General features: G+C 43.0%; 20 protein-coding genes. 9 read left to right on the forward strand and 11 right to left on the reverse strand.

The genetic code is table 11. The features are described 5' to 3' along the window. Positions 1-2: 2 nt before the first annotated feature. From kdpA to APA_RS01510, 8 genes are all read right to left on the reverse strand, one after another. Positions 3-1,712, reverse strand: coding sequence for a potassium-transporting ATPase subunit KdpA (kdpA, locus tag APA_RS01480; RefSeq protein ID WP_201320553.1), 1,710 nt, complete (start codon positions 1,710-1,712; stop codon positions 3-5). Between the two features lie 171 nt (positions 1,713-1,883). Further along, the gene (locus APA_RS25395; protein WP_268961847.1) at positions 1,884-2,012 is read right to left on the reverse strand and encodes a hypothetical protein; all 129 of its coding nucleotides are present in this window, start codon (positions 2,010-2,012) and stop codon (positions 1,884-1,886) included. 58 nt (positions 2,013-2,070) lie between these two features. Beyond that, positions 2,071-2,817 carry a methyltransferase domain-containing protein gene (locus APA_RS01485; RefSeq protein WP_201320554.1) on the reverse strand — a complete coding sequence of 249 codons (747 nt, stop codon included), beginning with the start codon at positions 2,815-2,817 and terminating at the stop codon, positions 2,071-2,073. Between the two features lie 103 nt (positions 2,818-2,920). Then, entirely contained in the window at positions 2,921-4,036 is a 1,116-nt protein-coding gene (locus APA_RS01490; protein WP_201320555.1) for a type III polyketide synthase, read from the reverse strand. 25 nt (positions 4,037-4,061) lie between these two features. Continuing rightward, positions 4,062-4,409, reverse strand: coding sequence for a hypothetical protein (locus APA_RS01495; protein WP_201320556.1), 348 nt, complete (start codon positions 4,407-4,409; stop codon positions 4,062-4,064). Between the two features lie 149 nt (positions 4,410-4,558). Continuing rightward, positions 4,559-6,277 carry an NAD+ synthase gene (locus APA_RS01500; protein ID WP_201320557.1) on the reverse strand — a complete coding sequence of 573 codons (1,719 nt, stop codon included), beginning with the start codon at positions 6,275-6,277 and terminating at the stop codon, positions 4,559-4,561. A 71-nt stretch (positions 6,278-6,348) separates the two neighbouring features. Next, positions 6,349-6,969, reverse strand: coding sequence for a CPP1-like family protein (locus APA_RS01505; protein WP_201320558.1), 621 nt, complete (start codon positions 6,967-6,969; stop codon positions 6,349-6,351). A 175-nt stretch (positions 6,970-7,144) separates the two neighbouring features. After that, a complete protein-coding gene (locus APA_RS01510) occupies positions 7,145-7,849 on the reverse strand; it encodes a Uma2 family endonuclease (protein ID WP_201320559.1) in 705 nt (234 codons plus the stop codon). Positions 7,850-8,053: 204 nt separating this feature from the next. On the opposite strand from APA_RS01510, the gene APA_RS01515 reads away from it, so the two are divergent. Next, complete coding sequence (locus APA_RS01515; RefSeq protein WP_201320560.1) at positions 8,054-9,046, forward strand: sodium-dependent bicarbonate transport family permease; 993 nt, start codon at positions 8,054-8,056, stop codon at positions 9,044-9,046. Between the two features lie 82 nt (positions 9,047-9,128). Continuing rightward, a complete protein-coding gene (locus APA_RS01520) occupies positions 9,129-9,434 on the forward strand; it encodes a P-II family nitrogen regulator (RefSeq protein ID WP_201320561.1) in 306 nt (101 codons plus the stop codon). Positions 9,435-9,517: 83 nt separating this feature from the next. Here the strand turns inward: APA_RS01520 and murJ are convergent, their stop codons facing one another. The 3 genes from murJ to glyS form a co-directional block, all read right to left on the reverse strand. Then, positions 9,518-11,239, reverse strand: coding sequence for a murein biosynthesis integral membrane protein MurJ (murJ, locus tag APA_RS01525; protein WP_201320562.1), 1,722 nt, complete (start codon positions 11,237-11,239; stop codon positions 9,518-9,520). Between the two features lie 414 nt (positions 11,240-11,653). After that, positions 11,654-11,953, reverse strand: coding sequence for a 2Fe-2S iron-sulfur cluster-binding protein (locus APA_RS01530; RefSeq protein ID WP_201320563.1), 300 nt, complete (start codon positions 11,951-11,953; stop codon positions 11,654-11,656). Between the two features lie 519 nt (positions 11,954-12,472). After that, entirely contained in the window at positions 12,473-14,599 is a 2,127-nt protein-coding gene (glyS, locus tag APA_RS01535) for a glycine--tRNA ligase subunit beta (protein ID WP_201320564.1), read from the reverse strand. A gap of 187 nt (positions 14,600-14,786) precedes the next feature. On the opposite strand from glyS, the gene APA_RS01540 reads away from it, so the two are divergent. The 7 genes from APA_RS01540 (at position 14,787) to APA_RS01570 (ending at position 21,416) form a co-directional block, all read left to right on the forward strand. After that, positions 14,787-15,482, forward strand: coding sequence for an aldehyde oxygenase (deformylating) (locus APA_RS01540; protein WP_201320565.1), 696 nt, complete (start codon positions 14,787-14,789; stop codon positions 15,480-15,482). 162 nt (positions 15,483-15,644) lie between these two features. Then, entirely contained in the window at positions 15,645-16,664 is a 1,020-nt protein-coding gene (locus APA_RS01545) for a long-chain acyl-[acyl-carrier-protein] reductase (RefSeq protein ID WP_201320566.1), read from the forward strand. A 20-nt stretch (positions 16,665-16,684) separates the two neighbouring features. Next, complete coding sequence (locus tag APA_RS01550) at positions 16,685-17,596, forward strand: type IV pilin-like G/H family protein (RefSeq protein ID WP_201320567.1); 912 nt, start codon at positions 16,685-16,687, stop codon at positions 17,594-17,596. A 109-nt stretch (positions 17,597-17,705) separates the two neighbouring features. Continuing rightward, complete coding sequence (locus APA_RS01555; RefSeq protein ID WP_201320568.1) at positions 17,706-18,596, forward strand: NAD(P)-dependent oxidoreductase; 891 nt, start codon at positions 17,706-17,708, stop codon at positions 18,594-18,596. Positions 18,597-18,754: 158 nt separating this feature from the next. Further along, positions 18,755-19,924, forward strand: a complete 1,170-nt coding sequence (locus tag APA_RS01560) for a pyridoxal phosphate-dependent aminotransferase (protein ID WP_201320569.1) — start codon at positions 18,755-18,757, stop codon at positions 19,922-19,924. Positions 19,925-19,982: 58 nt separating this feature from the next. Continuing rightward, positions 19,983-20,774 (forward strand): GDSL-type esterase/lipase family protein, encoded by a 792-nt coding sequence (locus APA_RS01565; RefSeq protein ID WP_201320570.1) that lies wholly within the window; start codon positions 19,983-19,985, stop codon positions 20,772-20,774. A 102-nt stretch (positions 20,775-20,876) separates the two neighbouring features. Then, positions 20,877-21,416: a pyridoxamine 5'-phosphate oxidase family protein gene (locus APA_RS01570; RefSeq protein ID WP_201320571.1), complete on the forward strand. Its 540-nt coding sequence runs from the start codon at positions 20,877-20,879 to the stop codon at positions 21,414-21,416. Positions 21,417-22,056 lie beyond the last annotated feature (640 nt).

Genomic DNA, 22,056 nt, shown 5'->3' on the forward strand with positions numbered 1-22,056 from the left:
TTTTAGCCGCCTCTAGCGATCAGAAATGCTTCGGCAATTGGACCTAATGCAAGCACGGGAAAGAAAGTTAATGAACCCATCACCAAAATCACGCCTGCGGTGACAGAGGTAAATAGAACTGTATCGGTGCGAAGCGTACCTGTGGTCATGGCAACTGGTTGCTTGCGGGACATTCCATCGGCTAATAACAGCAAAGCCGTAATTGGTATGAAACGACCACCTAACAAACTAACGCAGGTACTGAGATTCCACCAGAGTCCTGTTGCGGCGGGTTGGCTATCGGCTAAACCTTCAAAGCCAGAACCATTATTTGCCGCAGCCGAGGCATATTCATAAACTACTTGAGAAATTCCATGAAACCCAGGGTTACTAATCCCTGCTAATTGATCTGGGAATGCTAAAGCGATCGCCGCAGGGATGAGAATCACAATTGGGTGAATAAGCAGAATCAAGAAACTGGTTAAGACCACTTCATTCTTCTCGATCTTGCGACCTAGAAATTCTGGAGTTCTGCCAACCATCAGCCCAGTTACAAATACTGCCAAAATCGAGTAGGCAAATAGATAAGCGGTTCCTGTGCCTTGTCCACCCCAAATAATTTGCAGAAAGAGATTGGATAGAGTTATAAAACCACCGTTTGGCATAAACGAGTCGTGGAGAGAGTTAACGGCTCCCGTCATCGTTCCAGTTGTTGTCACTGCAAACAGAGCCGACTGCGCCCAACCAAATCTAACTTCTTTACCCTCTAAGTTGGGACTTTGTGAACCAAGTAAAGAATTCACAAGGGGATTACCCTGATATTCGCCTATTCCTGTAACGATAATGAAAGCAACATAGAGAATAAACACCATGCCAAACAATAACCAAGCTTGTTTGCGGTTATTAGCAATTATTCCATAAGTATGAATTAGCGCTGTAGGAATCGCAACCATCGCCAAAGTCTGAAGCAGATTAGAGAAACCACTGGGATTCTCAAAGGGATGGGCGGAGTTAATTGCATAAAATCCACCGCCATTTTCACCTAGTTGTTTGATGAACTCGAAATGGGCGACAGGTCCAAGGGCGATCGCCTGACTGATATTCGGATCTTCTAAAGTCGGGACAACCACTGGTCCCGCTAAAGTCTCAGGAACACCTGCGGCAATAAAGGCGATCGTGCCGATAATACTGATTGGTAACAGAATCCGAGTAATTGATTTGGTTAGATCAACGTAGAAATTGCCTAGCGATCGCCCTGTTAAACCGCGAATAAAGGCGATTCCCACGGCAAGCCCTGTTGCTGCGGAGGTAAAAAACATGAAACCAAGTCCCAGCGTCTGCGAAGCATAGCTAAGCGTGGTTTCACCTGAATAATGCTGTTGATCGGTATTCGTAATAAATGAAATCGTGGTATGGAGCGCTGTATCCCAAGTTGGGGCGCTCAGAGCCGTTGGGTTGAACGGTAAAGCTCCCTGAAACATGATCAGCGAGAATACCAGTATTGACATGGCTAAACTACTGTACAAGACAGCACGAGCATATTGCCATCCTGTCATCTGCGTTTCAGGCTTAACTCCACTGAGGTTAAAAAGCAACCTCTCGAATGGGTTTAAAACTGAGTCCAATATTGTCTTTTGTCCTAGAAACACTCGTGCAATGTAGCCGCCAAAGATCGGAGCGATCGCCACAATCAGCACCAGTGTCAGTCCAATTTGTATCCATCCCTGTAGCATGGTGGAGATTTTTCCTTTTGAGTCGATAAAACTATCAGGAAACCATTCCTAACAGTCAAATCATCGATCCATTTCCTCCACTTGACAAGGTATATCTTTGCGTTTAGACCGCTCTTGCTTACTAGCATCTAGATTCTAAGCTTGGCAAAGATTTAGCCGTTTAGACTGCGTTTAGATGATGTTTAGTTGGCGATCGCCTCTTGTATATTGAAAGGCAAAAGTTTTAGGCTCTATAGGGGTTTCGGGGAAGTCAAACATGATAAATGGCTCAAAGCTTTTAAGGACAGATATGTCAGACATTGAAGACCTCCGATGCTAAAAACATTGCCCATCAAGCACTTCGGGCTTTCGAGGTGTATTACCTCCCCGAAACACTTATTGTGTTAAGTACCCAGCGAAAGGCATAGCGCCATTTGAGCAAGAAATTAATTAATCCTGCGGATTCAGCGATACTTTTTAATTCAGAGGATTTGAATCCGCGCAAAACTGAAAGTGGTGCATCATTGCGAACCATTTGCACTGCTGGCAATAGCCTTGTAAGCGCATAGATTCCATAATAGGCAAATGGATGACGATGTAAATCATTAATCAGAATGCCATGCTTCGAGATTCGCTGCATTGATCGCACAATTTGGACTGCATTCTCATGGGCAAAGTGATGCAAAAACATCGCGGCGATCGCAATATCAAACTCATGGTCAGCATAGGGTAGAGCCAAAGCATCTGCAACTTCCACTTTAATTTTTGTTTGCAGATCTGCTGGCAATCGCTTTTTTAAAGCTTCACGGGCATAATCCACAGTGACAGGATTAGCATCGATCGCCACAATCTCTACATTAATTGCAGGAGATTGAGCCGCAGCCCAACGCACGATGTATTCAGGGAAATCGCCGATACCAGTGCCAATATCGAGAATGCGGGTGATTTGATTTGATTGCGATCGCGCTTTTAGAAAAGGCGAGAGAACTTCCATCGTAGTGGCATATCCGCCAAATAGTTGATTGATCGGACGAAGTTGTTCCAATGCATCGGTGAGGCGTTCATCCTGAATTGAGAAATCATCCATCAATTCATCTTGATTAGTACGGATTTGGAATGAAGGCATATATGTTCCTAATTGTGTAGATTGATAATGAAGTAGCTTGGAAAAACCCTAAAAACTTTACCGCCTGCTGCGCGAGCGGTAAAGTTTTTAGGGTTTTATACACTTAGACTTTTTGAAATAGACAACCTTCAATCGATAGCCCGGGACCAAAGGCTAAGGCAATCCCATTTTGAAACGGAGTATCTGCTCTTGATTGATGCTTATCTAAAATCTGTTTGAGGATAAATAGAATCGTTGGCGAACTCATATTGCCATAACGGCGCAAGACCTCAAAGGAATCAGACACCATGCGATCGCTAAGTTCACAAGCTGATTGAATATTTTCAATAATCTTTCTTCCCCCTGGATGAATTGCCCAAAAATCCAGATCATTGGTCGTGAGATGATGTTGCTTTAAGAAAGCTTGCAAATAATCAGGTAGATGCGATACTACTACATCAGGAACCCTCGGTGATAAGCCCATCAAAAAACCAGTATCACCGATTGTCCAATTCATTAGTTCTTCAGTGTTTTCGATCAGCAAACTATATCCATCGGTATAAGCCAGCTTTCCTTCCGCTTGAGCAAATGGACTCGAAGTCAAAATCGCGGCAGCAGCTCCATCGGAAAAAATGGCATTGATAATTGTATTCTCTAAGGTGTCAGCGACTTGAAAATGCAATGAACATAGCTCAACGCAAACTAAGAGAACTTTAGCTTGGCGATCGCTTTGACAGATGGCATGAGCAGTTCTGAGTCCATTAAAAGCTGCATGACAGCCCATAAAGCCAATCATCGTGCGCGAAACACTATAGGAAAGTCCCAAATGCTTGATTAGGTGAATATCTAAGCCAGGGGCAGAAAAGCCAGTACAACTAACGACGATTAAATGGGTGATGTCTTGAGCATTAAGGTTTTCGGCTTCAGAGATCGCTTGTTGTGCTGCTTGCAAAGCAATTTTTGGCGCATAGACTTCATATTTTTGATTACGGCTAAAGGTAGTTGGGGTAGGCGTGAGTTCCCAATTATGAGGATATAATTCAAAATTTTGGAGATCGCCACCATAGTCTGAAATACAGCTAAAGCGATAATCGATTCCTGAATTTGCATAAATTGCTGGAATTCTTTTTCTAATGGAAGCTGATAAACTTTCTGTCTTTAACATAAAGTCCGCAGCTTCGGCCTGTGTTAGTTTATAAGGTGGGTTCGCTGTAGCGATCGCTTCTAAAACTGTATACATTTGGTTAAGCCCAATATAACGAATATCAAATTAAACTTTTCACTTTTGCCCTAGGCAAAGCGATGTAATTTGCTTTACAAATACTTTTATAGAAACAATCTGAGAGATTAAGAACCCATTCCTTATAGCTGTTTACAATCAAACAAAGCTCAATAAATTTTTCAACAGTGTTACTTCGCAACACTGTTGAAAAATTTACTGGTTCAAGCTTAATCGCAAAGAGCTGGAAGGAATAAATATACAAATCAATCGTTAGGTGCAATAGCCTGAGCCTTACATTGTATATCTTTATCAATATTCCTGTTTGAGACTCCTTATACCAACCCTCAAAATGGCGTTGCCATTTTGAGGGTTCTAAAGCCTTACTGGGCATGGGTTTCAATCCTCAAAAATGTAGACGCACTTTTGAGGATTGGTATTACTCCCACAGATAGAGATGTCAACAATTTCTTTGAAATCGATAGCAAAGAGCAATCCAAAATGATTTTTGAGAAGTGTGTACTTCTCAAAAATCTCAAAAGCCTATAATGACGTAACTTTACTAGCGATCGGCATTCTCCAGCCTGAACCAAAAGCGCGATCGGTGATTTTCAAACCTGGGGCAGCTTGGCGGCGTTTAAATTCCGCGATTTTGACCAACCGCACTACGCGATCGACGATCGCTGGATCGTGACCTGTTGCCATAATTTCTGCGGCAGCGAGATGTTGATTAATCAGCTTGTGCAAAATATCATCAAGGATGTCATAGGGAGGAAGAGAATCTTGATCCAGTTGATCGGGCTTGAGTTCGGCACTAGGCGGCTTAGTAATAATATTCAGGGGAATCACTTCTGTATTCCCTTGCTTAATTGATAAATGGGAACTAGTACGATTTAGCCATTCACAGATGGAAAACACTCGTGTTTTTGGTACGTCAGCGATCGCAGCAAGACCACCATTCATATCACCATAAAGCGTGCAGTAGCCCACCGAAACTTCTGATTTGTTGCCTGTAGAAAGGAGTAAATGTCCAAACTTGTTAGAGATTGCCATCAGCAGACTACCGCGAATCCTCGACTGCAAATTCTCTTCAGTGACATCACTAGTTTGCCCCGCAAATAGATTGGCAAGACTAGAGTCAAAGGCTTCCATCATTGGTTGAATCGGAATTGTTTGCGTAGAGATTCCTAAATTATGAGAGAGGGCGATCGCATCGGTAATCGAATGCGCAGAACTGTAGGTCGAAGGCATCAGCACACCCAGTACATTCTCTTTACCAATCGCCTCAGCCGCGATCGCCGCCACCAGAGCCGAATCGATACCGCCACTCAAACCAATCACCACCTGACGAAATCGACATTTCTGTACATAGTCACGCACACCAAGCACCAGAGCCGCAAAAATTTCCGCATCGGCACTTTCGTATTTAGATGGAGTGGGGCTAAGCCCCACTCCATCTAAACGCAAAATCAATAAATCTTCCTCAAAACCATTACTAAGCGCAATTATTTCGCCATGGCGATTAAAAGCCATACTCCGCCCATCAAAAATCAGATCGTCATTTGCCCCAACCTGATTGGCATAAAGCAATGGCAAGTCATGCATAAGCGCACTATGACTCAACATCGCTTCACGCAACTTCTGCTTACCAACCGCATAGGGTGAAGCCGATAAATTGAGCAGCAAATCTAATTCGTGATTCTCAGCTAGTTCAGCAACAGGATCATCAGCATAACTACGCTTGCCCCAAAATGTCTCGTCATTCCAAATATCTTCGCAAATGGTGACACCTACATTTAGAGATGTTCCCCCCTTCAGATTTAGCGTAAAAACTTGGCTCCCATTCCCCACCGCAAAATAACGATCTTCATCAAATACGTCATAGGTTGGCAACAATCGCTTGTGGAAAATTTGCTGAACTTTGCCACCTTGCAATAGAGCCGCACTATTAAATAGGGGTTTTCCTCCTGCTTGGTTAGCATGAGGGTTTACCGATACAGTACCTACCAGTACTGCAACATCAGGCGGAAGTTGAGTAGCAAGATCGGAGATCGCAGTTTCCATATCGCGCACAAATTGATGATTCATCAACAAGTCACGAGGTGGATAGCCACAAAGTGATAACTCAGGTGTGAGCACTAGCTGCGCCCCTTGCTCAGCTAATCTCTTAACAGCAGCTAATATGCGATCGCAGTTGCCGACCAAGTCACCAATTACTGGATTAAGTTGTGCGATCCCAAAAATTGCATTACCTAGGCTCATGTTTGATTTATCCCTCTAAAAATGATGGGGCGGGCAAAGCCCGCCCCATCATTTTTGTTTTTTGTATAGCTCTAGCGCAAGAAACAAGCATGTAGCCACATCACCAACAAGATAATTACTGTCTGGATTGGGCTAGGAAAAAATCCACTTCCTACCAAGCGAGATATTACTAAAACTTGATTAGTTAAAGTTGCTAATAATACACCGACTGTAATTCCTGATAGGGAGATCAGCAGAGCACGTCCAAAGCGATTTTCTTTGCGGGTTAGCAAAATAACACTGGCAATTAAACCCAATGATAGCCATGTAGTAGTGACAGCAGGGACAAAAAAGCTAACTGCTCCAAGTCCCGTAAAAATTCCCAGCGAAATATAAATGTCTTTTTTGCTTGGGCTGTCCAATAGTCTCGACAACCAAGATGGGGCGCGACGCTGTGTATTATTTTGGAGCGAAGCAGGGATCGCCGCAGATAGACGTTCAGGATAACGAATGCGATCGGGTACGGCAATCTTGCCTTCTTTTCGGGCGCGTAAACGATCCATGAGGATGGAATCGTAAGCAACCTCGATCATTTCTTGTTGAGACTCATCCCCCTCATTTTCGCGCAATAGGCGATCGCGTGCATCGCGCACTTCTTCAAAGGAGGCTTCGTCATTGACTCCTAATTTGTCGTAGGGAGTTGGTTCGCTCATTTTTCCAACTATGAATATTTGTAGAGTTCGCTATATATTTGCTGAAAAAAGTAGCTAAGCAACTGATCAGAAAATATTAGGCAGCTTGATGGCTAAACATAGTATAGCGTCTGATTTAAAATACCTATCTAAACTTTTGAATATCAATAAGAGTCAGTCACGAAAGGACGGCCTCTTATTGATTATGGCTATATTTTTGTAAGAGCCATGCCCCAACTTCAGATTGAGATTTCTCGCGGCTGAGTTTTAGGGCGGCTTCGAGATCAGCGATCGCTAGTCCACCTAATAATTTAGAAGCAGTGATTTGCCGACTGCCACCGTTTTCCAACATTTCTAAGGCAATAATTTTCACTTCTTGGACATCAACCACCCAATACTCACTAATTCCTAATTGTTCATAAAGTAATCGTTTTTTGCCTAGATCGTCGTTGATCGTGGAGCTAGATATTTCAATCACCAAATTTGGTACTGGTGATTCGTCAAGACTGACGATGGAACTGCTGCGAGGTGCGCGGGCTGCGACTTCACCAACGTAGTACGAAATATCTGGCTGGCATCCTTGAAAGCCTATTTTGACATAGCTGCAATTGGTCAAACCTCTAGCAGGAATATTTTTTAATGTGCAGTACAAACTAATCGCAAAGATGATGAGCGTATTGTCATCAGCATGTTCCGACCCAACGGGCATAGTTTCGATCCTCATTTGCTTAATTTGATTTTTGTCGTAATAGCAGCGAGATTCTGCATACTGAGGATTTTCGAGAATCTGGACAAACTCGTCCCAAGTTGCACTAATCCACTGATCAGTGATGAGTTGCTGGGATCGTGAATCTGCTAAGTTTTCCTGTTGTTTGATAGGGGGAGGTGCGATCGCTGTCATTTCATATTCTCCCAAAAACAATACTTTGCTCTATGTTATCAAAGCAAAAAGACTAAAAGCGGCACTCTTTAGTCTTTTTGTTTTGATACAAGGGTGTGTTTCTCATAACGTATTTCCGATGGCGATCGCCATACAATTCTGTAGACTGTCATGATGTACGAATTGTTTTAAAAAAATCCTTTTATTTTTAATGGATCTGTCCAAATGGATTTAGACCTAATTGTTTCTAATGTGCTTAACCCGCCAATCCTGTTCTTTTTTCTGGGCATGTTAGCGGTGTTGATTAAATCAGATTTAGAAATCCCGCCGCCAATCCCGAAATTATTCTCGCTATATCTACTGCTGGCGATCGGATTTAAGGGTGGTGTCGAACTCGTCAAAAGTGGAATTAGTCAAGCAGTAATTCTGACCATGCTTGCCGCGATCCTGATGGCTTGCATTGTCCCTGTGTACTCATTCTTTATTCTTAAGATCAAGCTTGACGCTTACAACGCCGCCGCGATCGCAGCAACTTATGGCTCGATCAGTGCTGTTACCTTTATCACCGCGAGTTCATTTTTGAACCAGTTAGGTATTGCTTTTGATGGCTATATGGTCGCAGCATTGGCGCTGATGGAGTCTCCTGCAATTATTGTGGGACTGATCCTAGTTAGCCTATTTACTGCCGCAGAAAAAGCGAACAAAGGAGAAACTAGCGAATTTGCATGGTCAGAAGTATTACGTGAAGCTTTTTTAAACAGCTCGGTATTTTTGCTAGTTGGTAGCTTGATTATTGGTTGTTTGACTGGTGAAAGAGGCTGGCATGTATTGTCGCCTTTTACTCAAGACATGTTTTATGGTGTGTTGACTTTCTTCCTGATGGATATGGGGCTAGTCGCCGCCAAAAGAATTAAAGATTTACAAAAAACAGGCATTTTCTTAATCGCTTTTGCGATTTTGATGCCAATCTTGAATTCGGGTGTTGGCATTGCGATCGCCAAATTAATTTCTATGTCTCAGGGAGACGCGCTGTTGTTTGCAGTGCTATGTGCCAGTGCCTCATATATTGCCGTACCCGCTGCCATGCGTCTGACTGTGCCAGAAGCTAATCCTAGCCTCTATGTTTCGACGGCTTTGGCTGTTACATTCCCTTTCAATATTATTGTGGGAATTCCTTTATATATGTACGTGATTAATTTGTTTTGGGTAACTACTTAAAAGGTACTGACGACGCAAAGCGTCGTCAGTAATTTTGATGATCGGTAAAAAACTTTAGTAAGAATTTAGTAAAAATAAAATCATGCAAGCTGTTAAAAGAATCGAAATTGTATCTGATTCTGTTGAGTCGCACAAGATTATCAAGGTGTTAGAAAAAGTTGGGGTTTTGAACTACACAGTAATTCGGAATGTCGTGGGTAAAGGAGTCAGTGGTACTAATTCAGGCGATCTTGATATGAGTATGCTGGAGAACGACTATGTGATTGCTTTCTTTTTGGAAGACAAAACCAAATTGCTGGTCGAGAAACTCAAGCCAGTTACCAAAAAGTTTGGTGGAGTTTGTTATATCTCTGATGCGATGGCAATTAGTTCGGTAACTGTTAGTTAGTCCTAAGTGCCTTGGAAAAATCAAAACCCAAAGAAGATAATTCGCTAGCTTCGCTGGCGAATTATCTTCTTTGGGTTTTATAGTTAACGCGAAAAGCGACGCTTGATTTGATTGGTTAAAGCTTTGATCTCAGGGATTTTCATTTGGACAGCGATCGCACCAAAAATAGCGAACCCGACCGCACTAGCGATCGCTAAACCTCCTAGCTTTGCTCCAAATTTTGCCACAGTGCCGAAACTGTCAAAACTCTGACTGAGTAAATGATAAACGCCCCAGCTTGCTCCACCAGCGATCGCACTGGCGATTATCAAACCTAAGATGGTTATGCTCCAACTTTTTAGTGGCATCCCATTCAGGCGGCGATCGAGGAAGTAAATCATTGCAAACATGGAGAGCACATTCACAGAAACCGTCGCCAAAACAATTCCTGCCGCGCCAAATCTTTGGACTAATAAATAATCAAATAGTCCATTCAAGAAAATGCTAACAACGCTGATCTTAAAAGGTGTATCGCCATCGCCGAGTGCATAAAATACTCGCACCAACACATCGCGCCCTAAATACACAAACATGCCCACCGCATAAGCCATCAAAACTACAGATGTTAACTGTGAAGCCTCAGCATCAAAAGCATAGCGCTCATAAACCACCTGAGATATTGGCAAAGCCAATGCTACCATTACCGCACTGATCGGCAACATCGTAAGCGCCGTGAGCATTAAGCCTTGACGAATACGTTGTTTCAGTTCTCCCCAATTTTCGGGATCGGTTAGCTTAGAAAGTACTGGAAACAAAGGGACTAAGATTACATTCGACAAAATCCCCAGAGGCGTTTGTACTAATAGCCCTGCATAACCCATCGCTGACACCGCTGCCGCCGCATTAGGGATGAAAGAAGCAAAAAATAAATCTGTCCAGACATTAATTTGCAGCATCCCCGATGAAAAAGTTGCGGGGATCATAATTTTTAAGACTTCTTTGACCTCAGGACGCTGAAAGTCAAATCGCAGCTTAAATCCGCCCATGCCAGCTTTAAGCTGAACAGGTAGTTGCACCAGCCATTGCAAAACTGCCCCAGCTAGAGTTGCCCAAGCAAGCACTTCACCGCCCAATACCGCATTTTCTGGCAACAACATTTTGCTGCCCATAGTCCAAAACAAGCCGCCGATGCCAATGAGCACTGTCAAGCTAGAAAATATAGGGCTGACCGATGGCAACCAGTAAGCATCAGCAGCATTCAGCGCTCCAAACCCGATCCCCACTAGCCCAGCCAAAACTGCCATTGGAGCCATGATCCGAAACTGCTCGATCGCAATATCTTTAGTGATCTTCAGGTTCTGAATAGTTTCAGGGGTAATTCCTTTTACGAGTAAATCTGCTTCTGGGACAAATAACCCAGGCGCAACCAGATGCATCAATGGTTCGGCAAAAATCACTAGAGCGATACTCACCAGCAATAAAATCCCTGTAACGATGGTGGTGATGCTATCGATGATTGCTGCGACTTCTTTACGATCTCGTTTAGCTAAAACACTAATGATCGCACTATGAAAAGGTCCATTAATGCCGCCCAGTAAGATCAGCAAGAAGCCTGGAATCACGTAGGCAAAGTTATAAGCGCCGTAGGCAGTACCGTTACCAAAAGCGGCTGCGATCGCCACTTGACGCAGTAATCCAAATATTTTGCTCAGTAACGTGGCGATCGCGACAATCGTAGCGATGTTCAGTAGAGATCGCTTAGCAGACTGTCCAGTGGATTGTGATTCCTGCGTTTTCGTGTTAATTTCTTCTTCGTTGCCAGACAAAATTGGTGATGCCTCTTTGCAGTTTTGACTTTTTAGGCTTTGAGAAATGTAGCACCAAAATACCACTCACACGAAAGCTTGCGTAATGTGCTTTATACAAATCCTCAAAATGGCAGCCCTATTTGGGGATTTTAAATCCATACTGGATTGAGCTTGTATCGATGTTGTCATAAATCCAAACCGTGAATAGCAGCTTTTCGCGCCGCAATTCACTTTAATTCTCACTATAAAAATCGTTTTTGATGCAAGTCCGCCGACGGCGGACTTGCATCAAAAACGATTTTAGGGTTTTCATACCTAGAATTGTGATCGCTTTCGGGAATTGGTATTACTTGGTAAAGACTAAAAAACTCCGAACGTTGCACATAAAGTACTAGCGATCGGAGCTTTTAAAATATTTATGAAAAGAAGCGATTAGTAGAGAGCTTCTTCTTGGTGGGTCAAGATTTCACAATCAGACTGAGCATAGGTTACGCAAAGGAGAGCGTAGCCAGCTTCAATTTGTTCATCATCCAAGAAGGACTGATCGCCTTGATCGACTTCACCCTTAACGATTTTACCAGCACAAGAAGAGCAAGCACCAGCGCGGCAAGAGTAAGGAAGATCGATGCCTTGAGCTTCGGCAACATCAAGAATGTACTCATCAGAAGGAACTTCGATAGTTTTATCAAGTCCTTCAGCTTCATTAATCAGTCTTACTTTGAAGGTAGCCATGTATGTAATAAACCTCTTAAAGATTGCAGCCAAAAAAATAAACGAGGTCTTGAAGTTATACCCAATTAAAGGTAGTCAGCCAAGTTACGTTTATCTCAATCACCCACAAGGGTATCAACACGCATCATATCGTTCTTGGCAACCAAGCGAACAACTAGCTTATTATTTCTACCATTGGTTATAGGTGATAGTTATCGATCGCTTTCAAGACCATTTAAATAGCCTAAATCCTATCTAGGCAATAGTTTCAAGCATTTTAGCAGCCTAGGAAAATGATGAGTTTTCGTTTGTATTTTGATTTTTTTGATAAGTTTTTCTAATCTCATCCACAGACGTAATCACATACCCATTTTTGATATGAAAATTCAATCAATGATTATCTGTTATGGCTATCGCCAAGTGTGAGATATAAAACCGAAAAGAGAGTTGCGGCGCTTCGCACCGTAACTCTCTTTTCGGTTTTACATGACTGGCGCATCCTTAAATAAAGAGAAAAGGACGTAATACGTCCCTTTCTCTTTATTTAAGGATGGTGCTAAAGTCTGCGAGTTTGCGGCTGTAGTTGCGGATAATGCCGAGCAGATTGAGACGGTTTTGGCGTACCTGCGGATCTTCTGCCATGACTAACACTTCATCAAAGAATTTCGCTAAAACTGGCGTGATCGCAATAATCCCTTCCATGAGTTGCTCGTCACTAGGCTGACTGGGCAAAGCGGCGATCGCTTGATATAAATCCTGTTCCGCAGGTTCAGTTAAAGTTGCAGGATTAATAATTGCCTTCACATCAACGGTCACACTATCTAAATTACCTTGAACCGCGAGGCGAGAAGCTCTGACAATTGGCTCATAGATGGCGCTGAGTGTCGCATCTTCGCGAGATTTTTGCAGGAAGTGAGCGCGTTCCTTGATGCGAGTAAGATTGCCCAACCCTTGCAAGGTGTAGGCGAGATCTTCAGTACCTGAGACAGCATTAACAAGATCGTATTCAATCCCTTGATCTGCCAAAATTGTCTCGTAGCGTTGCTTAAACCATTTGTAGAGATTCTCCAAAACGGTTTCCGCAGGTTTTGCTAGCAAATTCTTTTCGGCGTAAATTGCGATCGCTGCTTGCAATAACTTAGGCAAATTGAGGGCAAAATCACTTTCCCAAGCAATCTGAACAACTCCAGCAGCGGCGCGACGTAACGCAAATGGGTCAGACGAGCCTGTAGGAATAATCCCTAAACCGAAAATACCAACGAGGGTATCAATCCGATCGCTGATCGCCACAATCTTACCCGCCAAAGAAGTTGGCAATGAGTCACTAGCGCCGCGTGGTTGATAATGCTCACGAATGCCAGTGGCGACTGCAATCGGTTCTTCGCTAGAGAGTGCGTAATAATAACCCATTTGACCTTGCAGCTCAGGAAATTCCTTGACCATCTGGGTAACGAGATCGGCTTTAGCGAGTTGAGCCGTGCGATCTATGATCGCCTGATCAGCCTCAGTGGTTTCTAAATTAGCGATAGATGCAATTACAACTTTAGCGATCGCCCGAATTCTGGCTACTTTTTCAGCAACAGAGCCAAGTTGGGCTTGAAAAGTAACTTTTTCTAAAAGTGGCAAGAAAGTTTCTAAATGCACTGCGCGATCGCTATCGTAGAAAAACTTGCCATCGGAGAGCCGCGCCCTAATTACACGCCCATTCCCAGACGCGATCAAACGCGATTTATCGGGATCGCCATTGGAAATAGTGATAAAGCGAGGTAGTAATCGATCGGGATTTTTAAGTGAATGTACGGGGAAATAGCGCTGATGGCTAACCATTTCGGTCTTGATTACAGGTTGAGGCAGTTCTAGATATTCCCGTTCAAACTCACCAATTAGCGCTGTGGGAAATTCCACTAAATAAGTAACTTCTTCAAGTAAATCATCAGGAATTTCGGCTTTACCGCCAAATAACTCCACAATGCTATTAATTTGGGTGACTATATGCTTTTGGCGCTCGTTGCCATCTACAACCACAAAAGCTTCACGTAAAGTCGCCACATAATCTATCGCCGTGTCAATAATTACCGATCGCGGATGCAGGACTCGATGCCCCTGACTAATGCGATCGCTTTGGACATTTTCTAAAGCGATCGGCAAAAGCTTGGAATTAAATAACGACACCAACCAGCGAATCGGACGGGGAAATTTGAGATCGCCATTACCCCAACGCATCAAGCGCTTACCTTCTAAACCTGTAATCCAAGTTGGTGCTAATTCCTGCAAAATATCAGCAGTCTCGCGACCAACAATTTGCTGATTGGCAAATACAAATGCACCCTTATCAGTTTCTTTAATAAAAATATCTTTCAGATCTAGGCTTTTAGAATTGGCAAAACCTAATAAAGCCTTGGTTGGTTCGCCTTGCGGATCGCCATTAACAAAGGCTGAACCGATCGCTGGCCCCTTAATTTCTAGATTGCGATCGCTTTGTTGAATTGGTAAGCCTTCGATTAATACGGCAAGACGGCGCGGCGTACCATAAACATTGACCTTACTCGTAGTTAATTGGTGTTCATCTAAATTTTTGGGGATGCGCTCTTGCCATTGGCGCAAAGCGTCAACAATAAAGCTAGCAGGTAGCTCTTCAGTACCAACTTCTAACAGAAAACTTGCCATAACCACGAGTTGAGGGACAATCTTCAGTTTAACGCTTTGACGTGTAAAAAACTAAAACTTAGATAAAGTATGTCGGAGCGAAGCTTCACCGTAGCTTTCTGGGTTTTAATTTTATTGCATAGTCCACTTAGCATAAAATAGCAAGAGATTAACTTTTATTGAGCAGGGATATTTTAAGAGGCAAAACATGGGGCAAACACTCGAAGCTGTAGCGATTGACTATCAAACAGAAAACTATCGCGATGCCTACAGTCGAATCAATGCGATCGTCATTGAGGGCGAAGCTGAGGCGTACAGCAACTATCTCCAATTAGGAGAACTAATGCCCGAATTTACTGAAGATTTTACCAGACTTGCCAAGATGGAGGATCGCCACAAAAAAGGTTTTATCGCCTGTGGTAAGAACCTCAAGGTCACACCTGACATGGATTTTGCCGAAAAATTCTTTGCGCAACTGCATGGCAATTTTCAAAAAGCATTCGCAACAGGGGATATCGTCACTTGTCTGTTGATCCAATCACTCATCATTGAGTGCTTTGCGATCGCCGCCTACAACATCTATATTCCCGTCGCTGATCCTTTTGCGCGCAAGATCACCGAAGGCGTGGTCAAAGACGAATACTTGCATCTCAACTTTGGTGAAGAATGGTTGCAAAATCATTTTGATGACTCCAAGGCAACCCTAGAGCAAGCAAATCGTCAAAACTTGCCTATCGTCTGGAAAATGCTCAACCAAGTCGAAGCCGATGCCAAAGTTCTTGGCATGGAAAAAGAAGCTTTGGTTGAAGACTTCATGATTCAATATGGCGAAAGCCTCGGCAAAATCGGCTTCAACACCCGCGACATCATGAGAATGTCAGCAATGGGTTTGGTCGCTGCTTAGTAGCAATTAGCTGTTAGCTGTTAGCTTATAGCTAATTGCCAACAGCTAATCATCTTTCAATTCTCAAAAAAGAAATAATTATTTCTAAAAATTCTAAATAAAAAAGCTAACAGCTAATAGCTAATAGCTAGTAGCTAATAAAAAAACTGGTAACTGCAATCGATGTTTGGTCTTATAGGGCATTTGACAAGTCTTGAACACGCTCAGTCTGTAGCAAGGGAATTAGGCTATCCCGAATACGCCGATCAAGGTTTGGAATTTTGGTGTAGCGCCCCGCCCCAAATCGTCGATCGCATCAAAGTTACGAGTGCCACAGGTCAGCAGATCGAAGGGCTATATGTGGAATCCTGTTTTTTACCTGAAATGTTAGCAGGTAGTAAAATTAAAACCGCCATTCGCAAGATCCTCAACGCGATGGCGCTTGCTCAAAAAAATGATGTTGATATTACTGCTTTGGGTGGATTTTCATCGATTATTTTTGAGAACTTTAATCTCAGTCAGATGTCGAGTGTGCGAAATATTCAACTAGAATTTGATCGCTTCACAACGGGCAACACCCACACCGCTTACATTATTTGTCGTCAGATCGAAGAGGCAAGTCGTAAATTTGGTGTTGACTTAGCCAGAGCTACCGTGACTGTCTGTGGCGCAACGGGGGACATTGGCAGTGCAGTTTGTCGTTGGCTAGATACACGTACCAACATCAAAGAATTATTGCTAGTTGCACGGAATCGGGAACGCTTACAAGAATTGCAAGCCCAACTTGGACGCGGTAAGGTCATGGATATGGAGGATGCTCTGCCGCAATCGGACATTATCGTGTGGGTGGCGAGTATGGCGAAGGGCATGGCGATCGATCCAGCTACTCTCAAGCGTCCTTGCATTCTCATCGATGGTGGCTATCCTAAAAATATGTCTACGCTGGTGCAAGAAGAAGGAATTCATGTGATTGATGGCGGCATCGTTGAGCATAGTCTCGATATTGACTGGAAGATTATGAAGATCGTGAATATGACTGCTCCTGCTCGTCAGCTTTTTGCCTGTTTTGCGGAAGCGATGCTTTTAGAGTTTGAAGGTTGGCATACTAGCTTCTCTTGGGGACGGAATCAAATCAGCATTGAGAATATGGACAAAATTGGTGAAGTCTCGATCAAACATGGATTTAGACCACTAATCAACTAAAAAATTACCAGTAAAAGACTATGTCCAAGCTAAATTACGTTACTAAAGTTTTTGCTTCCTTAGCGATCGCAATTTCCATAAACATTGGATATTCTGCAACTTCTAAGCATCATATTCCTGATGCGATCGCTGCCGAAAACACTCCCGTATCTGTGGAAACAAAACAGTTGATTGAGCGGCTAACGGGGCAATGGCAACTAGCGCCTTCTGTCAGTAATACTGAATCATTGAACTTTATCTTTACGGCTGATGGCAAGTTATATATAGTCAGCACAAGCCAGAAGTCAGCACTTGCATTGGAATATCAAGTTAATACGAATAATGGACAGATATATTTAGATGTTTTGCAAGGTGGTTTTGCCTCCAGAACCATCCTTGACTTTAGCCAAAAAGGTCAACTGATATTGCAGCAACTAGTTATTCCAGCCGTATTCCAGTATTCCAGCCCTTTTTCTGGAGGCTTTTTCCTGCCCAATGCGCTATTTCTTAATCGCATTTCTAATGACACTAGTTTGCCTAAAGACCTTGAGATTATTCCCCTTCAATCTGGTGTAAGTTCAGCAAGACAGAGCGAAGCGAAAACTTATGTTGGTTCCATGAATCGCGCACAACAAGCTTTCTTTCTGGAAAAAAATTACTTTGCAGGCAACCTTGAAACACTACAGGTAGGCATCCCATCTGAAACTGCAAACTACAAGTATCAAATCATTGTTTTAGACAGCACTAAGGCAGTTCAGAATATTGCGATCGCTAAGAGTGACGGATTGAAATCTTATACAGGATTGGTCTATCTTGCCAAAACTCCTAATGATCCAGAACCCTACACCACAACCATACTCTGTGAAAGCCTGACAGCTACTCGTCAGAGTCCTCCCAAATTCATTCTCAAACCATTGCCAGATTGTCCATCTGGGTATGAGAAGATTAATTAATCCAAAACAAAAGGTAGTGCTTTGCACTACCTTTTGTTTTGGGAGTAAGCATCATGGCGATCGCTATAGTAAATTTATTAAGCTGATAAAGTTTTGATAAATTGCAAATATGACTCAAAAGATTGCATTTCTTGGTTTAGGCGTAATGGGTGGGGCAATGGCTGCCAACTTAGTCAAACGGGGATATTCAGTACTAGGTTGGAATCGCACTAAAGATCGCCCCACGATCGCGACATTTACCAGTGTAGGCGGTACATTAGCTAATTCCTTAGAAGATGCAGTCAGTGAAGCTGAAGTGGTGTTCTCTTGCCTAGGCGATGTCCCTGATGTCACCGAGGTACTCATTGGTGCGCGTGGGGCGATGCACTTTGCTAGAGCCAATACCTTATTTATCGATACCAGCACGATCGGCAGTGATGCTGCGAAGAAGATTGGCAATGCCTTAATGCATGACGGTTTACGCTTCTTGGATGCGCCAGTTTCGGGTGGTGATGTGGGTGCACGCAATGGCACATTAACTTTTATGGTTGGCGGTAATCCCGAAGATTTACAGGAGTGTTTATACCTATTTGAGGCGATGGGCAGCAATATTAAACATTGCGGGGCGATCGGTAGCGGTCAAGCCGTAAAGCTCTGCAATCAAACTCTAGTGTCAGTCTATATGCTGGCTCTTTGTGAAACCATGCAGTTTGCCGAGCAAATGGGGCTCGATCCGCGATTAATAGTCGATGTTTGTGGTAGTGGGGCAGCGGGATCTTGGGCTTTAACAAATCTTGGAATGAAAGTTGCAACGGGCGATTATCAGGCTGGTTTTGCAATTAAACACATGCTTAAGGACTTAAGGCTTGTGCAGGAAATTAGCGATCGCCAAAATTTAGATTTTCCTGTAGATCTACCTGCGATCGCTCTCGCCATGAAAAATTTCCAAAAAGTGAGTCAACTTGATGACGGACAAGGTGCAGAGCAAGGTACACAAGCAATGATCCGTGCTTATCAATGAGGCTTTGCGTATTTTCAAAAGTAGTGGCGGCGCTTCGCGCCGCCACTACTTTTGGGGTTTAAATCGTAAATTGTTAAAAATCTAGCAAACTCTAGCAAGTATGCTTTGATACAATGCTTACCTAATCCCGTAATGCTGCCTCCGCTCCTCCAGAAAAAATGCAACTGGCAAAAAGACTTCGTAATATTCAGCCTTCCTTAACTCTAGCGATCGACGCAAAAGCTAAGGCGATGAAGGCTAGTGGAATTGATATTTGTAGCTTTAGTGCTGGCGAACCAGACTTTGATACACCCGACCATATCAAGGCTGCTGCCAAACTCGCACTCGATCAAGGCAAGACTCGCTATACTGCCGCCGCAGGTATACCCGAACTCAAGCAAGCGATCGCTGCTAAGCTCCTGCGCGACAATAACGTAACCTACAAGCCCGAACAAATCATCGTCACCAATGGTGGTAAGCACTCGCTATATAACCTGATGATGGCAATCCTTGACGAGGGGGATGAAGTAATTATTCCTGTGCCGTTTTGGGTGAGCTATCCCGAAATGGCAAAGCTTGCTGAGGCGACACCAGTATTTGTGATTACAACTGAAGAAACTGGCTACAAAATCACTCCTGAACAATTAGAAGCGGCCATAACACCAAAAACCAAGCTATTTGTTCTCAATTCGCCTTCTAATCCCACGGGTATGGTGTACTCGCCTGCGGAAATTAAGGCTCTAGCCGAAGTCCTAGACCGACATCCCCATGTTTATATCGTCTCCGATGAGATTTACGAAAAGATTCTCTATGATGGGGCAACCCATCTCAGTATCGCGGCAGTGAGTCAGTCGATGTACGATCGCACTTTGATCAGTAGCGGTTTTGCCAAGGCTTACTCGATGACAGGTTGGCGGGTTGGCTATTTGGCTGGCGCACCCGAAATCATCAAGGCGGCTACGCTGATTCAAGGACATAGCACCTCGAATATTTGCACCTTTGCTCAATATGGTGCGGTTACAGCGCTAAATGATTCGCAAGATTGCGTAGAAACAATGCGTAAAGCTTTTGCCGAACGCCGCGATGTAATGTATGACCTGTTAACTTCCATCAAAGGATTTACTTGTCCTAAACCCGACGGTGCATTCTATCTATTCCCTAGCATCAAAGCCTTTGGAATTCCTTCTCTAGAATTTTGTGACAAATTGCTAGAGGATCAGAAAGTTGCTGTAATTCCAGGGATTGCTTTTGGTCTAGACGATTGTATTCGGCTCTCCTATGCCACTGATTTAGGAACAATTCGCGAAGGATGCGATCGCATTCGCCAATTTGTCGAAAAACATTTCTAATCTCTAAATAGAAAGAAAAGGCGGCGCAATGCGCCGCCTTTTCTTTTGGTAGCTTTATATGAACAAAATTTACTTTGCCATAACAGCCATTGTTATTTTGATCTGTGGATATTTGGGTCTAAATTTTTGGTTGCTGGACAATCGCTCTCAACAACATGTCATCACTGAATCTCTAGGCTTAGATCCCTACGAATTGAAAACTTATCCTACCAATCCCAATCTGTCAAACCGCGATCTAAGCAAACCTTTAGTCGTGTTTTTTGGGGACTCCCGTGCAGTGGCTTGGCCAGCGATCGCCAATATCCCCTTTGAATTTATCAATCGCGGCATTAATGGACAAACTACTGACCAAGTATTAGGAAGATTATCTACTCATGTTGCGTCGTTGTCTCCCCAAATCGTGGTTGTCCAAGTCGGTGTGAACGACCTGAGAGATTTTGCAGCTTTTCCCAATGAATCGCGGAATGTAATCAATAACTGCAAACAAAATATTCAAAAAATTGTTGATAGATTAACCCAAGAACTAAAAGCAACCGTCATTCTCACTACGATTTTCCCGACTAGCGAGTTATCTCAATCGTTACGAGCTAATTGGTCAGAGGAAGCCGATCGCGCAATTATTGAGATTAATCAATTTATCAAATCCCTCAAGAGCGATCGAGTTATTATTCTAGACGCAGCAACACTCTTAGCAGATGAGCGTGGCAAGGTTCGCCCAATCTATAGCCGTGATATTCTGCATCTCAATAGCCAAGGCTATACAATGCTTAACGATGAGTTATTGAAAATACTCACGAACCAAATTGGCGGCAGAAAATTGCAAACAAGCAAACCACTATATTTTTTGTAAGAGCCATGCTTCGCATGGCTCTTACAAAAAATATGGGTTTGATGTTATGAAAATTTATTGTTACCAATTATAGAAATACAAGAGGATTGGATAGTTAAAGGGATGGCTAAATTTTACGATCGCCTGACGACCGAGCTACAGACATTCATCGAAGCTCAGCATATTTTCTTTGTGGCAAGTGCTCCTAATGATGGGCGCGTGAATCTGTCGCCAAAAGGAATGGATGCTTTACGAGTAGTCAACGAATCCGAAATCGCCTATCTCGACCTCACAGGAAGCGGCAACGAAACGGCTGCTCATTTGCTAGAAAATGGCAGAGTCACCATCATGCTATGTAGTTTCACTGAGAAGCCTCTAATCCTGCGTCTCTATGGTCAAGGCAAACCGATTCGCCCCAGAGATACCGCATGGCAAGAATATATATCACTATTTCCTGCGATCGCGGGTACTCGCCAAATCGTGAGTGTCAAAGTCGAATCTGTACAAACATCCTGTGGCTTTGCGGTTCCCTTTTATGAATTTTCAGGCGATCGCCATGTCTTAAAAGAATGGGCAGAAAAAAGGGGTGAAGAGGGAATCTATGAATATTGGCAAAAAAACAATCAGCAAAGTATAGATGGTTTACCAACTGGACTTTTATAGTCACAATACTTTAAAACTCAACAGACGAGAGACGGCGCTAAGCGCCGTCTCTCGTCTATTGAGTGAATACAGGTAGCTATAAATTTTTATATGTTTTAAACGGTTACAACTTGAGTTTTATTAAAAGACTGAAACTTATAGCGCTTTGTGCTCAAACCCGAACCAATAATTTTTTTAAAAGTGTTGCAAAGCAACACTTTTAAAAAAATTATTGTGGTTCGTTTGATCGGGAATTGCTGTACAAGTATGAAGGGAAGCAATTTCAAGTTTAAACTGAATCTGTGGTTGAGCTAAACAATCAGAGATCGCCGAGGAGAAAAGCAAAAAATCAGAATAATATCTGGTATGCAAAAATTGCTTTTTCAAAAATTTCTATTGCCGCTCAATCAAATTCAAATCGGGAGTGCAGGAAGGCAAATAAAGTAAATTGTCAACAATGGAAAAAGGCAAAGTTAATCTGCTTTTGAGCCTGTTCTTATCGCCTTAAATCCCTTGAGACTCTTATTTTCTCTGTGGGACTACTTTATATTTGCGAGAAACTTTTGCGCTAAGTAAAAGAACAATAAATTTTAAAATCATTTCATTTTTACCGAGCAACCACTTTGTATTAAGTAATGTAACAGAATATTTTGAAATAACA

Source organism: Pseudanabaena sp. lw0831, assembly GCF_016584665.1.
In the GTDB taxonomy this organism is placed as follows: Bacteria; Cyanobacteriota; Cyanobacteriia; order Pseudanabaenales; family Pseudanabaenaceae; genus Pseudanabaena.

Excerpts from the sequence above, each read along its gene's own strand:
- kdpA (WP_201320553.1), bottom strand. The coding sequence starts at position 1,712 with ATGCTACAGGGATGGATACAAATTGGACTGACACTGGTGCTGATTGTG.
- APA_RS25395 (WP_268961847.1), bottom strand. The coding sequence starts at position 2,012 with ATGTCTGACATATCTGTCCTTAAAAGCTTTGAGCCATTTATCATGTTT.
- APA_RS01485 (WP_201320554.1), bottom strand. The coding sequence starts at position 2,817 with ATGCCTTCATTCCAAATCCGTACTAATCAAGATGAATTGATGGATGAT.
- APA_RS01490 (WP_201320555.1), bottom strand. The coding sequence starts at position 4,036 with ATGTATACAGTTTTAGAAGCGATCGCTACAGCGAACCCACCTTATAAA.
- APA_RS01495 (WP_201320556.1), bottom strand. The coding sequence starts at position 4,409 with ATGCCCAGTAAGGCTTTAGAACCCTCAAAATGGCAACGCCATTTTGAG.
- APA_RS01500 (WP_201320557.1), bottom strand. The coding sequence starts at position 6,277 with ATGAGCCTAGGTAATGCAATTTTTGGGATCGCACAACTTAATCCAGTA.
- APA_RS01505 (WP_201320558.1), bottom strand. The coding sequence starts at position 6,969 with ATGAGCGAACCAACTCCCTACGACAAATTAGGAGTCAATGACGAAGCC.
- APA_RS01510 (WP_201320559.1), bottom strand. The coding sequence starts at position 7,849 with ATGACAGCGATCGCACCTCCCCCTATCAAACAACAGGAAAACTTAGCA.
- APA_RS01515 (WP_201320560.1), top strand. The coding sequence starts at position 8,054 with ATGGATTTAGACCTAATTGTTTCTAATGTGCTTAACCCGCCAATCCTG.
- APA_RS01520 (WP_201320561.1), top strand. The coding sequence starts at position 9,129 with ATGCAAGCTGTTAAAAGAATCGAAATTGTATCTGATTCTGTTGAGTCG.
- APA_RS01530 (WP_201320563.1), bottom strand. The coding sequence starts at position 11,953 with ATGGCTACCTTCAAAGTAAGACTGATTAATGAAGCTGAAGGACTTGAT.
- glyS (WP_201320564.1), bottom strand. The coding sequence starts at position 14,599 with ATGGCAAGTTTTCTGTTAGAAGTTGGTACTGAAGAGCTACCTGCTAGC.
- APA_RS01540 (WP_201320565.1), top strand. The coding sequence starts at position 14,787 with ATGGGGCAAACACTCGAAGCTGTAGCGATTGACTATCAAACAGAAAAC.
- APA_RS01545 (WP_201320566.1), top strand. The coding sequence starts at position 15,645 with ATGTTTGGTCTTATAGGGCATTTGACAAGTCTTGAACACGCTCAGTCT.
- APA_RS01550 (WP_201320567.1), top strand. The coding sequence starts at position 16,685 with ATGTCCAAGCTAAATTACGTTACTAAAGTTTTTGCTTCCTTAGCGATC.
- APA_RS01555 (WP_201320568.1), top strand. The coding sequence starts at position 17,706 with ATGACTCAAAAGATTGCATTTCTTGGTTTAGGCGTAATGGGTGGGGCA.
- APA_RS01560 (WP_201320569.1), top strand. The coding sequence starts at position 18,755 with ATGCAACTGGCAAAAAGACTTCGTAATATTCAGCCTTCCTTAACTCTA.
- APA_RS01565 (WP_201320570.1), top strand. The coding sequence starts at position 19,983 with ATGAACAAAATTTACTTTGCCATAACAGCCATTGTTATTTTGATCTGT.
- APA_RS01570 (WP_201320571.1), top strand. The coding sequence starts at position 20,877 with ATGGCTAAATTTTACGATCGCCTGACGACCGAGCTACAGACATTCATC.